Origin of the sequence: Rhizobium sp. LjRoot98 (genome assembly GCF_964252935.1) — a bacterium.
Classification (GTDB): domain Bacteria; phylum Pseudomonadota; class Alphaproteobacteria; order Rhizobiales; family Rhizobiaceae; genus Pararhizobium.
This window is the reverse complement of sequence record NZ_CAXUPW020000017.1, coordinates 42,514-55,234: the sequence shown is the minus strand read 5'-3', so window position 1 is coordinate 55,234 and position 12,721 is coordinate 42,514. Positions and strand designations below refer to the sequence as shown.

The 12,721-nt window shown below is 55.7% G+C and carries 12 protein-coding genes, 1 tRNA gene and 1 pseudogene; 6 read left to right on the top strand and 8 right to left on the bottom strand.

The genetic code is table 11. From position 1 onward, the window contains the following. The 3 genes and pseudogenes from ACSQ3J_RS28915 to ACSQ3J_RS28905 all read left to right on the top strand — a co-directional run. A pseudogene (locus ACSQ3J_RS28915) lies at positions 1-360 on the top strand (metallophosphoesterase); the annotation flags it as partial. Positions 361-403: 43 nt separating this feature from the next. Continuing rightward, a complete protein-coding gene (locus ACSQ3J_RS28910) occupies positions 404-559 on the top strand; it encodes a hypothetical protein (RefSeq protein ID WP_436040842.1) in 156 nt (51 codons plus the stop codon). A 175-nt stretch (positions 560-734) separates the two neighbouring features. After that, complete coding sequence (locus ACSQ3J_RS28905) at positions 735-1,361, top strand: hypothetical protein (RefSeq protein ID WP_436040841.1); 627 nt, start codon at positions 735-737, stop codon at positions 1,359-1,361. A gap of 165 nt (positions 1,362-1,526) precedes the next feature. Here the strand turns inward: ACSQ3J_RS28905 and ACSQ3J_RS28900 are convergent, their stop codons facing one another. Together ACSQ3J_RS28900 and ACSQ3J_RS28895 are read right to left on the bottom strand one after the other, a co-directional pair. After that, the gene (locus ACSQ3J_RS28900) at positions 1,527-1,982 is read right to left on the bottom strand and encodes a hypothetical protein (RefSeq protein WP_436040840.1); all 456 of its coding nucleotides are present in this window, start codon (positions 1,980-1,982) and stop codon (positions 1,527-1,529) included. A gap of 169 nt (positions 1,983-2,151) precedes the next feature. Next, a complete protein-coding gene (locus tag ACSQ3J_RS28895) occupies positions 2,152-2,997 on the bottom strand; it encodes a hypothetical protein (RefSeq protein ID WP_436040839.1) in 846 nt (281 codons plus the stop codon). A 418-nt stretch (positions 2,998-3,415) separates the two neighbouring features. On the opposite strand from ACSQ3J_RS28895, the gene ACSQ3J_RS28890 reads away from it, so the two are divergent. Further along, complete coding sequence (locus ACSQ3J_RS28890; protein WP_436040838.1) at positions 3,416-4,213, top strand: metallophosphoesterase; 798 nt, start codon at positions 3,416-3,418, stop codon at positions 4,211-4,213. 394 nt (positions 4,214-4,607) lie between these two features. On the opposite strand, the gene ACSQ3J_RS28885 is transcribed toward ACSQ3J_RS28890, so the two are convergent. The 4 genes from ACSQ3J_RS28885 to ACSQ3J_RS28870 all read right to left on the bottom strand — a co-directional run bounded on the left by ACSQ3J_RS28885 (position 4,608) and on the right by ACSQ3J_RS28870 (position 10,452). Further along, positions 4,608-8,423 (bottom strand): vitamin B12-dependent ribonucleotide reductase, encoded by a 3,816-nt coding sequence (locus tag ACSQ3J_RS28885; RefSeq protein ID WP_060505639.1) that lies wholly within the window; start codon positions 8,421-8,423, stop codon positions 4,608-4,610. Between the two features lie 640 nt (positions 8,424-9,063). Next, complete coding sequence (locus ACSQ3J_RS28880) at positions 9,064-9,654, bottom strand: hypothetical protein (RefSeq protein WP_060505466.1); 591 nt, start codon at positions 9,652-9,654, stop codon at positions 9,064-9,066. 176 nt (positions 9,655-9,830) lie between these two features. Then, positions 9,831-10,328 carry a xanthine phosphoribosyltransferase gene (gene gpt / locus ACSQ3J_RS28875; RefSeq protein WP_037095505.1) on the bottom strand — a complete coding sequence of 166 codons (498 nt, stop codon included), beginning with the start codon at positions 10,326-10,328 and terminating at the stop codon, positions 9,831-9,833. Positions 10,329-10,367: 39 nt separating this feature from the next. Beyond that, positions 10,368-10,452, bottom strand: a tRNA-Leu gene (locus tag ACSQ3J_RS28870). Between the two features lie 208 nt (positions 10,453-10,660). On the opposite strand from ACSQ3J_RS28870, the gene ACSQ3J_RS28865 reads away from it, so the two are divergent. Beyond that, the gene (locus tag ACSQ3J_RS28865) at positions 10,661-10,903 is read left to right on the top strand and encodes a hypothetical protein (RefSeq protein ID WP_244482276.1); all 243 of its coding nucleotides are present in this window, start codon (positions 10,661-10,663) and stop codon (positions 10,901-10,903) included. A gap of 141 nt (positions 10,904-11,044) precedes the next feature. Further along, positions 11,045-11,194 carry a hypothetical protein gene (locus ACSQ3J_RS28860; protein ID WP_156397710.1) on the top strand — a complete coding sequence of 50 codons (150 nt, stop codon included), beginning with the start codon at positions 11,045-11,047 and terminating at the stop codon, positions 11,192-11,194. Positions 11,195-11,526: 332 nt separating this feature from the next. Here ACSQ3J_RS28860 and ACSQ3J_RS28855 read toward each other — a convergent pair whose 3' ends face one another. Together ACSQ3J_RS28855 and wrbA are read right to left on the bottom strand one after the other, a co-directional pair. Continuing rightward, positions 11,527-11,769 (bottom strand): DUF2188 domain-containing protein, encoded by a 243-nt coding sequence (locus ACSQ3J_RS28855; protein WP_060505465.1) that lies wholly within the window; start codon positions 11,767-11,769, stop codon positions 11,527-11,529. 283 nt (positions 11,770-12,052) lie between these two features. Next, entirely contained in the window at positions 12,053-12,652 is a 600-nt protein-coding gene (wrbA, locus tag ACSQ3J_RS28850) for an NAD(P)H:quinone oxidoreductase (protein WP_060505464.1), read from the bottom strand. Positions 12,653-12,721: the final 69 nt, after the last annotated feature.

Genomic DNA, 12,721 nt, shown 5'->3' with positions numbered 1-12,721 from the left:
GATAACGAAGTTGGTTTCATTACCATCGATGAGCTGATCTCACGCCATATTCGAAGTCGGGCATATATTAAAAGGGAGTTGGCAAGGCCATTTGATGGCAAGACGCTTGTATTAAGCCACCATGCCCCTTCGCCAAGATCGCTCCATCCCAATTTCATGGGTTCGCCCTCCAACGGTGCTTTCGCATCAGACCTGACGGGGGTCATCAAAAAATGGAAGCCTGACTATTGGGTCCACGGACACGTGCATCACTTCCTCGACTATCTCGAAGACGAAACGCGGATCATCTGCAACGCGAGAGGCTACTTCCATGAGAGGGGGATCAACGGTTTTCGGCCGGGTTTCGTGATCGAAATCTGAAATGCAAGCCAGTTTTTCGGGGGCAACAGGAAAAGGGACATTCATGACCAACGACGACAGAAAGACGCTCCGGTTTCGTTGGCTTCCCGTCGCGGGGCTTGCCTGGTCTGAAATTCGTATCGGCCACGCTATTTCGGCTTTGGCTGATGAAGCCTTCGTCTGGCGCTCGGCCGCAATGCACTTAGCAGATCTTTGTTGACCACCGAGATGACCTCTTCGGAGGTTTCGCCGGTGTACGGAATCGGTGACGTTCACGGGATGCACCGGCACCTCGCGATCTTGATTGAAGCCATCCAAGCAGATGCGGCAACGCTGTGCCCAGGACGGTTTTCCTTGGAGATATCGTAGATCGCGGTGAGAACAGCCGGTTAGCGATGGAAGTCGTCATCGAAACTCTTGAGCTCCATCCTGGTTCACTGTTGGTTCTCGGCAATCACGATGAATTTCTTCTCAGCACCGTAGAAGGTACGTGTGAAACTGCTCGAACTGACTACTGGATGACAGAACTTGGCGGAGCGGAGACAATTCGGTCCTATTTTGCTGATGCATCGAAAGATCCCGACGAGATTGCGGCGATGATGGCAAGCACCTTTCCTACTCACGTCGACGTGCTCCGCAGCGCGGCCGACATGGTGCTGCTCGACGACAACTGGTGCCTCGTACATGCTGGCGTCGAGCCAGGCATACCCTTTGCCGAACAAGACCAAGCGACTGTTCGATGGATCCGAGAGAAATTTCTCTGCTACACCGGACCATATGAGCGGCGAGTTGTTCACGGGCATTCGATCACGGACGAAAATTTGGGGGCCGAGCCGTATCCCAACCGCATCGCTTTGGATGCCGGTGCTTACAAAGGCGGGCCGCTATGTTCGGTGAGAATTGCGGGTACAGAGGAACCGCGGTTCATATTTGCTTTTGGGTATGAGGACGATCCAATCATCGTGGAGCATCACTCCGAAGCAAGTTTGGCGATCGGGTATCGAAAGCTCGGCATGGCGTGACCTTGCGACACGCACCTCGCCATCTGACGTTTAGCTTCAACACAAAAGCTCAAAAATGCGCCAGGGCAGGGCGCTTTCCAAAAATGGGAATTAGTCGAGCAAGAACTGAAATCCCAAGGTAATTTCAGGCGGAAAAACGCACGCCCTCTTGTTGAGTGCTACTCGTCACCGTGAAGAGGAAGGAGGCTGTTCAGGCGCGAACTCGACCTTTTTCAAGAGAAGCCGTATACGGTCGATTTCATCGGCCAAATCTAGGATGTCCCCGATGCGAAGCGTGTGATGTAGGTCTTGAGGGTCCGCGCATACGACAAACGCTCCGTCGCTTCGCCATGGATCCCCAGAAGCAGTCTGAATGCCATGCACCAAAATATTACGCTTGAACGCTGCTTTATCTATGTCGGCGATAAGCTTGGAGAGGGTGCCATCAAGGGCGTCCGGCTTTATAATCGGTAAGATCTTACGCCAACGCGCAACGACTGGCCCACGTGAAGCGCCGGGTGGTGCGTACTTTGCCAACAGAGTGCGCATTTCTGTCTCGAGAAAGCTCCAGTAGATCTGAACTTTGCCTATGCTGGCCGCCAGATCGTGGAGGTTAGGGTATTTGGCTTCGTCCTGAGGCAAATTCGATCCATATGGGGTAGAGAAAGTGCTCGCGGCGGACGAGATGCAAACCTGCCAGGAATATCGAACAATCTCGAATGAAAGTGAAGTACCTGTCCAAAAGGTCGAGAACAGAGCTGTCTGGAAGCAGCCATGTCGGTTGCAGGTCAGTATATACTAAACGGTCGTCCTACAGATTGCCCACGTAGCACCCTCTATCCAGCGCCGATTGCAATGAGTGATAGACCTGCGGCAGCTGCAACCCTTTAAATGGCGGGTCAATCCCTCTCAACGCGCTGTATCGATCTTGTCGCACGACCCATCGGTCGCACTTCAGGTCAGCATATTCCAGCCCTCTTTCATGAACCGATAGCCCGCCTGGCTTTGAAAAATAGTATTCGAAACGAAAAAGAGCTTCGTCGATGCCATGTCCTACGTCGCTGCCATGTCCTACAATCTCGACGTTTCGTATGTCGACAACCGATGGTACCGACGTCGGAATCCAAAGTCGCCAATCCGCCCCGTCAAATATTTCTTCAAGTTTAAAAATAAGTGGAATTCGAGCATCTGGATCGTAAACCGCGATGTCATTGATCGCATCCATATAGTCGATTCCAAGGTCTGACAGGAGGCTTGGTTCGTTTGGCCTGCCGAACCTCTTGTTTGCCGCATCACGCAACATACCTTCAATATCATCCAGGTTCCTGTAGACGTCGAAAGCGACGAGCTCGTCGGAAACCAGCACCTCCTTGGTCTGATACCGATTGTCTTCCCTCTCCGCCAAATTCTTGAAAGGCTTGATGACGAGGGGAAATAGCTCGGTTGTCGGCTCGAAGTCACTGCGGGGGCGGATACCAAGCACCATGTCGGCGTTTCCAAGCTTACTGGCCAGATCTGGCATCGCGTGAGCTATCGCTATCGGCAATGTTGGTCCGTATGCGGGGACGTTTTGAGGTCCATCAATTACATCAATCTCTCCATGCAAATAATTCATTGGTTGTCGGCTTTCGTCTTCAAGACGGAGGTTGGCGAGCATTTGCACAGGTCGACAGATCTGTAACTCTTCATTCTCAATCTAAGCTCCTACGCACAGGTCATCACTGTCGCCGGGCGAAGCCGTCAGCGTCTTCAGTCGGTTGTGTGCTTGTTAATGTGGTTCAGGTAGCGATCTGATCGCGTCTCCACACCTCGATACCAAAAGTGTTGATCGAGAATTTTTGACCCGCAACCGAAAAGATGAAGATCGTGAAGTTTTTCAAACTGAAAAGATTTGGAATGCACTCGAAGATCAATTGTCTCGCAAAATTTAAAAGGACCAGCTCCAGGAAATTGTAGAATTGCCCAGCTGAGTTTTCTCAATGTTTGTAAGGCGGCACTGGTGGTTTCAGCTGCTACTACTGGCGCTGGTTCTCCAAGCCAGGCGAATACGCAACCTTTAACTCTTTGACTGCTAAATGGCCAAAAGGGAAATCACTAGTGGTGTTGAAGTGCCTGAAAAATTCACGATTGCAATAGGTGACATCCATGGGATGTGCCAGGTACTTCGCCCCCTTCTCGAACAGCTGCAACGGCGATATTCGCCCTCCGAGTCTAGGTTTATATTCCTCGGGGACCTCATTGATCGCGGTCCCGCGAGTTTTCGCGTTATGGAGGACCTCTGCTCGTTCTTCGAAGCTCAGCCATCTTCCGTAATAATTTTAGGGAATCACGACGAGTATCTGCGAGACTGTTTGCGCGGCGATATGGACATAGCGAAGGCTAAACGATGGTGGTCCAATGGCGCCGACACCACAGCGGAGTCCTATGCCTTTTACGATAGCTTCATCATTCAAGAGTTTAGGGAGGCGGTCAACGGTGCCTTCCCAAGTCATTTACGGCTTCTCGAGCGGGCAGTGCCGATGGTCGTTACTGAGAGGCATTGCTTTGTCCACGCAGGGGTGGATCCGAAGAAGTCACTGGCCGACCAAGAGGACAGGACTTTGCGATGGATCCGCGAAGAGTTTCTGGATTACAGGGAGCAATTCGAGAAAGTAATTGTGCATGGCCATTCCATTACGCCAACCGGCCTTCCCGAAGTTTTCTCCAACCGCATTGCCATAGATACAGGCTCGTACAAAACTGGCCGCATCACCGCTGCTATCTTCGAGCATGACGTCCTGGTCGGTTTCCATTGTGCTGAGCTGACCGGCAAAGATGTTGTGTGTCGCTTCATTGAAGCGCCTAGCGGTAAAAGCCAAGGCTTATCAGCGTAACGAAGACTTTCGCTCGGACCAGGGCGAATCACCGGCGCCCAGGCAATGGCTCGGGCTTACTGCCAACTAATATTGAAAACCTGCCGTGGTCAAAGTGAGATTCTTTGGCTGAGATACCGTGCCGGTTTGCAAACTAGCAGGAAGTCGGATTGCGGCGAGAGCGGGCAACGCACTCCACAAAGGCGAAGGCACAGGTTTGTCTGGCGATCAGAAAATCGGCCCGACAAAACATGCCGGGCCGACAATACTCTAGTTATTCCAGTGCCTTCCACAGAGTTGATAACCTAATATTTCATCTCTACCGATGAGTGAGATGCATTTCATAGGGTGCGTCACACGCAAATCAGGGGCTAAGACGCATTTCTGTAGGCACGGCGCATTTTTCAACCGGCGATCAGCTGCAGCCGCTTGTGGCTCCACACGTGTCGCACTTCTCGCAGGTGCCGTTGCGCACCATCGTGAAGTTCTGGCACTCCGAGCACATGTTGCCGGTGTAGCCCTGTGCAATCGACCGGATGCGGCGTTCGGCTTCGATCTTCTTTGCGTCCGACTTCGCGGCTGCGGCTTCGGCCGCTGCCTTGTCGGAGAAGAGGGCCGTCACTTCGCTGGTGGTTTCGACGTCCGTCGTCTCTTCCGCGATCTCTTCGGCCAGTTCCGCAGCCCGCTCCTCGTAATCGCGCTTGAAGGCGACGATTTCGGAGGTCGAGATGGCAACTGTCGTTTCGAGCTTACGCGCTGCACTGCCGGAGAAGGCGGTGATCGTTGCGCCCGACGATGCCTTGGCGGGAGCAGCGGTTGCAGCCCCCTTCGGCTCGCCGGAAGCACGGTCGATCTGGCCACCAGAGACGAGCGTCGGCTTGTGGCCGCGGGTCCAGCCGGTGGAGATCAGGTTGGTCTTGCCTTCCTGGATGCCCTTGCCGAGTGCGGTGTTGCCAAAGTCGGACGTGTCGACATGGGCAAGATCATGGCGGTTGAGGTAGGAGACGGCGAGTTCGCGGAACACGTAGTCGAGGATCGACGTGGCATTCTTGATCGCGTCATTGCCCTGCACCATGCCGGCCGGTTCGAACTTGGTGAAGGTGAAGGCCTCCACATATTCTTCCAGCGGAACGCCATATTGCAGACCAAGCGAGATGGCGATGGCGAAGTTGTTCATCATCGCACGGAAAGCGGCGCCTTCCTTGTGCATGTCGATGAAGATTTCGCCGAGACGGCCATCGCCGAATTCACCGGTGCGCAGGTAGACCTTGTGTCCACCGACGATCGCCTTCTGGGTATAGCCCTGGCGGCGGTTCGGCAGTTTTTCACGCTCGCGGGTGACCCGTTCGATGACGCGCTCGATGATCTTCTCGGTGACGGTCACAGCCTGGGCGGCGGCGGGCGCTGCCAGGAAATCTTCCATCGCATCCTCGTCCTCATCGTCCTCGATCAGCGAGGCGTTGAGCGGCTGGGAGAGCTTGGAGCCATCGCGGTAGAGCGCGTTGGCCTTCAGCGCCAGTTTCCAGGACAGCATGTAGGCGGCCTTGCAATCCTCGACCGTCGCCTCGTTCGGCATGTTGATGGTCTTGGAGATTGCGCCGGAGATGAACGGCTGGGCGGCTGCCATCATGCGGATGTGGCTTTCGACCGAGAGGTAACGCTTGCCGATCTTGCCGCACGGGTTGGCGCAATCGAAGACGGGCAGGTGCTCGTTCTTGAGGAACGGTGCGCCCTCCAGCGTCATCGCGCCGCAGACATGCACGTTGGCGGCTTCGATGTCCTTCTTGGAAAAACCGATATGCTCCAGCAGGTTGAAGCTCATGTCGGCGAGCTGCTCGTCAGAGACCTTCAGCGTATCCTTCAGGAAGTCGACACCGAGCGTCCACTGGTTGAAGACGAACTTGATGTCGAAGGCAGCCTTGGTGGCGGCGTTGATCGCCTCGATCTTGTCGTCGCCAAAGCCCTTGGCCTTCAGCGAGCCGGGGTTGATGGCCGGAGCCTGGTTGATGTTGCCGTGACCGACGGCATAGGCCTCGATCTCCGCAATCTGGCTTTCCGTGTAACCGAGCGTCCGCAAGGCTTCCGGAACGGCGCGGTTGATGATCTTGAAGTAACCGCCGCCGGCCAGCTTCTTGAATTTTACCAGAGCGAAATCAGGCTCGATGCCGGTCGTGTCGCAATCCATGACCAGACCGATCGTGCCGGTCGGTGCGATGACCGAAACCTGGGCGTTGCGGTAGCCATGTTTTTCGCCAAGTTGCAGCGCCTTGTCCCACGCGGCGGTCGCATGAGCGATCAGTGCCTGATCCGGGCATTCACCATGGATCAACGCCACCGGATTGACCGACAGACTTTCATAACCCTGGGTTTCGCCATGGGCGGCGCGGCGGTGGTTACGGATGACGCGCAGCATCGATTCGCGATTCGGCTTGTAGCCCGGGAACGGGCCAAGCTTGGCAGCGATTTCAGCCGATGTGGCATAGGAAACACCGGTCATGATGGCGGTGAGGGCACCGGCAATAGCGCGGCCTTCGGTTGAGTCGTAGGGGATGCCCGAAGACATCAACAGACCACCGATATTGGCGTAGCCGAGGCCCAGCGTACGGTATTCATAGGAGCGCTCGGCGATTTCCTTCGACGGGAACTGCGCCATCATCACCGAGATTTCGAGAACCAGCGTCCAGAGGCGGACGGCATGCTCGTAGTCGGCGATATTGATGTTCTTGGTGGCAGCATCCTTGAACTGAAGCAGGTTCAGCGAGGCGAGGTTGCAGGCCGTGTCATCCAGGAACATGTATTCCGAGCAGGGGTTGGATGCACGGATCGAGCCTGCGGCCGGCGAGGTGTGCCAGTCGTTCATGGTCGTGTTGAAATGCAGGCCCGGATCGGCCGATGCCCAGGCAGCGTGGGAAATCTGTTCCCAGAGATCGCGGGCCTTCAGCGTCTTCATCACCTTGCCGTCCTTGCGGGCGGTGAGGTTCCAGGTGCCGTCGGCTTCGACAGCGCGCAGGAAGTCGTCCTTGAGGGAGACGGAGTTGTTGGAGTTCTGGCCGGATACCGTGAGGTATGCTTCCGAATCCCAGTCGGTGTCGTAGGTCTTGAACTCGATATCCTTGTAGCCTTGCTTGGCGAACTGGATAACGCGCTTGACGTAGTTTTCCGGAACCTGGCTCTGCTTGGCGGCCTTGATTTCGCGCTTGAGGGCAGGGTTCTGCTTCGGGTCGTAGCAGGCGTCGTTATCGGCCGTGCAGTTGACGCAGGCCTTCATGATCGCCTTGAGGTGCTTGGCAACGATCTTGGAGCCGGTAACGAGGGCAGCAACCTTCTGCTCTTCCTTGACCTTCCAGTTGATGTAATCCTCGATATCCGGGTGATCGATATCGACGACGACCATCTTGGCCGCACGGCGCGTGGTGCCGCCCGACTTGATAGCGCCGGCAGCGCGGTCACCGATCTTCAGGAACGACATCAGGCCCGACGACTTGCCGCCGCCCGACAGGCGCTCGCCTTCGCCGCGCAGGTACGAGAAATTGGAGCCGGTGCCGGAGCCGTACTTGAACAGACGGGCTTCACGCACCCACAGGTCCATGATGCCGCCTTCGTTGACGAGATCGTCACCGACCGACTGGATGAAGCAGGCATGCGGCTGCGGATGCTCGTAGGAGGATTTCGACTTCACCAGCTTGTTGGTGAACGGATCAACATAGAAATGGCCCTGGCCGGGGCCATCGATGCCATAGGCCCAATGCAGGCCGGTGTTGAACCACTGCGGGCTGTTCGGCGCGACGCGCTGGGTGGCCAGCATGTAGGCAAGCTCGTCACGGAAGGCGAGGGCGTCTTCTTCGGATGCGAAGTAATTGCCCTTCCAGCCCCAATAGGTCCAAGTGCCGGCCAGGCGATCGAAAACCTGGCGGGCGTCGGTTTCGGAACCGTATTGTTCTTCCTTCGGCAAGTCCTTCATGGCGGCGAGATCGGCTTCCGAGCGCCATAGCCAGGACGGAACGGAATTTTCTTCCACCTTCTTCAGGCGCGCGGGAACACCGGCCTTGCGGAAATATTTCTGCGCGAGAATATCGGCCGCGACCTGGGAAAACTGGGCAGGCACATCGATATCCGCGAGACGGAACACGATCGAGCCATCGGGATTCTTGATCTCGCTGATGGCCTTGCGGAACTCAATTTCAGCATAGGCCGATTGGCCTGGTTTGGTGAAACGACGTTCGATCTGCATCTGTCCCTTGTCCTTTGTTTGCCGCATGCCCGAACCCATTCAAAGGCTCAGGGCGCAATTGTTCGCATCCGGCCGCGCGTTGAGCGTGCAGCCAGTTTCCGTTTTCCGCCTTGATGGGAAACCCGTCTCGGGAACCCTGTATCTTGTGCTGATTGCAGCTGCAAATACTAAATATAGTATCAACAGCTTCCTTACGCCAGCTTTTTGTGACGTGTTTGGCGCCTGGAGAGATCACAAAAAATAACCGTCACGACCAATGGATCATCCACCGGACAGTTTTGAAAACACAGACGATTTCTTCTGAAATGAACCGGCCTCGTTACTTTCCGGTCCCGCCGCCGCCGCAACGTAGAAACCATTAACGGTATTCGACCCGAGTCCGTCAAGGGCTGGTTTGTGTCGTAATTGCGAACACCAGATGTTGTGTGTGTGACCTGTGGAAAACGGGGACAGTGGGCATATCAAGCAAAATCAGATGCTTCGCCGGGTTCCCTCCAGCATCGTCCGCAGCGGCAAGCAAATTTGCAAAATTTTGCGGGTGAGAAACCACAGTATATTTACCATGGTGCCCGGCGGTCATAGCCAAGCCGGGCGAAATGTGGCGGTGGGACAAACTGATTCGGAAAGAGGGGCAACCGGCTCAAAGTGCGTCGAGATTGATACCGATGGTAATGGCACCGATCGGCTTACCGGTCTTGGGATCGGACACGGTCAGGCTGGCCTGCGATTGCAGCATTTGCGTCGATTCATCCTTTTGCGCGGCATCGACGAAAAGGGCCGAGGATCCGGCAAGGTAGGTCTTCTGCCATTTCAACTCATCCCCCTGCCAATAATCGGAACTGATCTCACTTTCGCCAACAGACAAACCCTTCGCATCGATCACAAGGATTTCGGTGACGACGCCACCGGAGGCGGCCTGCTTTGCCTTCAGGAATTTTGACAGCGGATTACCGATGACCGCATCGATCAGCGGCCGGACGTCCCCTGAAAACTCTGCGCGCCAGTTGGCATCCAGGCGATCGATCGCTGTCTGGCTCATGTGGGAATGGAGGGCGTTCTGGCTTCTGAGCGCTTTTATGATGATCGGGTCTTCGATCCACGCCCGAATGTTGGCCTCGATATAAGCGGTGACCGGCGCCACGTGAACATCGCTCGCCATTGCCGGAGGAACCGGCAGCAAACAGAGCGTTGCGCCAATCGCAGCCCTAACGCGCGTGTTGCGCACCGTCATGCGTCCTTCTTCTGCGATCCGTTGAGAAAAGCCCTGGAGCCTTCTGCTCGGCGCCTGTTTCCGCGGCGAAGGCGCCGCAGAAAATAGATTAATTTAGTGAAACAGATCGTTGTTTACACAGGGATATTCATGAAGCGTCGTATGCGGCGGCTAGTAAGCCGCTTCACAAGACGGCCTCAGCCGCGCGATCCCTTGGCGATCGGCTCTTGATAGGTGAATCCCATGTCCCAGGGGAAGTAGATCCATGTATCCTGGCTGACCTCGGTCACGAATGTATCGACCTGCGGCCGGCCCTTTGGTTTGGCATAGACGGCGGCGAAATGCGCCTTTGGCAGCATCGCGCGGACCACGGCTGCGGTCTTGCCGGTGTCGGTGAGGTCATCGATGATCAGTACGCCTTCGCCCCCATCAGCCTTCAGCTCCTCCGAAATCCCCTTGAGGACGTACATCTGCCCCTGTGCATCATAGTCATGATAGGAGGCAACGCAGACTGTCTCAATCAGCCGGATGTTCAACTCGCGACAGACAATCGCCGCCGGAACGAGGCCGCCGCGGGTGATGCAGACAATCGCCTTCCACTCGCCGCCATTGTCGGCAAGACGCCAGGCCAGCGCACGTGCGTCACGGTGAAACTGGTCCCAGGAAACGGGAAATGCTTTTTCAGGAAGTGACATGCTCAAGCTCCAGTTGATCGAGGCATCCGGTTTCGGGAGTGGTGCGGACGACGGGGGTCGAACCCGTACAGATCTCTCCGAGGGATTTTAAGTCCCTTGCGTCTACCAGTTTCGCCACGTCCGCGTGTTTTTCCTTTCAGACACTTGGGCTTTAAGGTCAATAGGCTGCTTCCCAAAACATGATCCGGGCAACACATTTGATCCCGATTAAGCAATAATAGCCGATTTGCAAAAACCCCTCAAACCACAGGGTTATGCCAAACCGGCTGCAGACTTATAATAGTATTATGAATCAATGCTGGGGCATGGACGACGTGTTGCAAGAAATCCCATTGACGTGGAAGCCGATCCGGAACCGCTCGTTCGCTGGCATGCTTGGCCAGCAGGAACTGGCTTATGTGTTGCAGCATGACGGTCAGACGAGTTGGGAATGGATGGTTTCCGGCTGCAACGGCACGATCCGCTACGACTTCCAGTCCGCTGAAACGCTGGATGAGGCGAAGGCCGCCGTCCAGGCCAGTATTGACGAATGGTTTCGGCTGGCGGGCCTGCTGAACACGTCCACATCGGCGTAAACGGTTTTTCCAGGCGGATGGTACATAGCGTGTATTATCAAAAAAATCAACTATCGATAATAATCAGCAAGAACCCATAGTTGAATTACAACCATTGAATATTACTATCGGTATCGCAATCGTTGAAAAATGAGGCTTCCGATGTCGGATAAAACGCATGTCACGGATCTTCTGCAGGCTGCAAAGTTATTAGCCGACTCTCAGCAGAATGTAATGCTGAGTTATCTGATCTGCATGGCCATTCTTGAAGCGAAGCAGGTCCCGAAGGAGGGAACCGCAAGGGCGGCGTGAGGTAAATCCGGTCATCATTCACCGGGGCAGAAGTCACCGGGGCAGAGAAATAGCGGCTGATCGTTTTTGGGGAATGAAGAGCAGTATCTCGATTGAGCTGCGGCCTCTTGGCATTAGGTCCAGTGATTAACCCTACCCGTGAAGGTTAATCAACGGTTTCAGTTGATGCACCGGTAGAACAGCGCTTTAACCAGTGATGCCGAGGGAGGGAAACTCGGCATTTTCAGTACCAAACCATAAGCCCCTCTTCGGCGCCGGAGAGGGGCATTCTGGTTTCGTTAAACCGCAAACGCGCCAGATGTGCCGCACTTATGTTGGCACGTCGCCGCCGTCTATTGATCCTCGACAACGGCTTCCGGCCGGTCACCGCCGTCTGCATGTTCAAAATGCCATCGGCCGCTTGGATCCTGAAAACTGATTTCTTCATCGTCGCCGCCGACCTGCTGCTCGGCTGCTGCGGCCTTTGCTGCCGCTACCGCTATCTCGCGGTTCGGGAAGGTCTCGGAAAACACGTCGGCAAGCTTGTAGGCCCAGCCGCCATCGTGCTCGACAATCGCATACACCACTTTGGTCATCTCGTACTCCCTGGAGTGCGCCGCATTCCAATATCTCATGGAGTCGACGTGACCGGACTGGAACGGCCAGTGTGGCAAACGTTCCCGTCGCCAAAACCTACGTTGCACATTGCCGCAGCGCATCCTGGCAGCGCAAAGTAGCATGAAACACCGGCGTTTTTCCAGTTTTCCAGTTGCCGGAGGCAGTAGCCCGGCCTTTTAGCCTTTCCCATATGGCGCACAGACGAAAAAAGGGCGGTCTTGCGATCGCCCTTCACACCTGTCGTAATGGTCTTTATGTCGCTCAGGCCGACAGCTTGGCGGCGATCTTGGCAACATGGGCGCCCTGGTAGCGTGCGGCTTCCAGTTCGATTTCCGATGGTTGGCGCGAACCGTCGCCGCCGGTGATCGTCGATGCGCCATAGGGCGAGCCGCCCTTGATTTCATCGACGCCTGTCTGTCCCTGGAAAGCATAGGGCAGTCCGACAACGACCATGCCCTGATGCATCAGGGTCGGAATGAAGCCGAGGATCGTCGACTCCTGGCCGCCATGCTGGGTTGCCGAGGACGTGAACACCGAGCCGACCTTGCCGACTAGCGCGCCCTTCATCCACAGACCGCCGGTCTGATCGACAAAATTGCGCATCTGCGACGCGACAGTGCCGAAACGCGTACCCGCGCCAAAGATGATGGCGTCGTAGTCGCCCAGTTCATCCGGCTTGGCGATTTCGGCAGCCTGATCGACCTTGAAATGAGAGGCTTTGGCAACGTCGGCCGGCACCAGTTCCGGCACGCGCTTGACGGTGACATCGGCGCCCGCGGACTTGGCGCCCTCGGCGACGGCATACGCCATGGTTTCGATATGTCCGTATGCCGAATAATAAAGCACCAATACCTTAGCCATCGTATTCTCCTTTGAGTTGGCAATTCCGCTTGATTGCCGCTGGAGATCGGATTTATCAGTTTACCTGTC

What these genes read in the sequence shown, in the direction of transcription:
- ACSQ3J_RS28910 (WP_436040842.1), top strand. Translation starts at nt 404, where the DNA reads ATGACCAACGACGACAGAAAGACGCTCCGGTTTCGTTGGCTTCCCGTC.
- ACSQ3J_RS28905 (WP_436040841.1), top strand. Translation starts at nt 735, where the DNA reads ATGGAAGTCGTCATCGAAACTCTTGAGCTCCATCCTGGTTCACTGTTG.
- ACSQ3J_RS28895 (WP_436040839.1), bottom strand. Translation starts at nt 2,997, where the DNA reads ATGCTCGCCAACCTCCGTCTTGAAGACGAAAGCCGACAACCAATGAAT.
- ACSQ3J_RS28890 (WP_436040838.1), top strand. Translation starts at nt 3,416, where the DNA reads ATGGCCAAAAGGGAAATCACTAGTGGTGTTGAAGTGCCTGAAAAATTC.
- ACSQ3J_RS28885 (WP_060505639.1), bottom strand. Translation starts at nt 8,423, where the DNA reads ATGCAGATCGAACGTCGTTTCACCAAACCAGGCCAATCGGCCTATGCT.
- ACSQ3J_RS28880 (WP_060505466.1), bottom strand. Translation starts at nt 9,654, where the DNA reads ATGACGGTGCGCAACACGCGCGTTAGGGCTGCGATTGGCGCAACGCTC.
- gpt (WP_037095505.1), bottom strand. Translation starts at nt 10,328, where the DNA reads ATGTCACTTCCTGAAAAAGCATTTCCCGTTTCCTGGGACCAGTTTCAC.
- ACSQ3J_RS28860 (WP_156397710.1), top strand. Translation starts at nt 11,045, where the DNA reads ATGTCGGATAAAACGCATGTCACGGATCTTCTGCAGGCTGCAAAGTTA.
- ACSQ3J_RS28855 (WP_060505465.1), bottom strand. Translation starts at nt 11,769, where the DNA reads ATGACCAAAGTGGTGTATGCGATTGTCGAGCACGATGGCGGCTGGGCC.
- wrbA (WP_060505464.1), bottom strand. Translation starts at nt 12,652, where the DNA reads ATGGCTAAGGTATTGGTGCTTTATTATTCGGCATACGGACATATCGAA.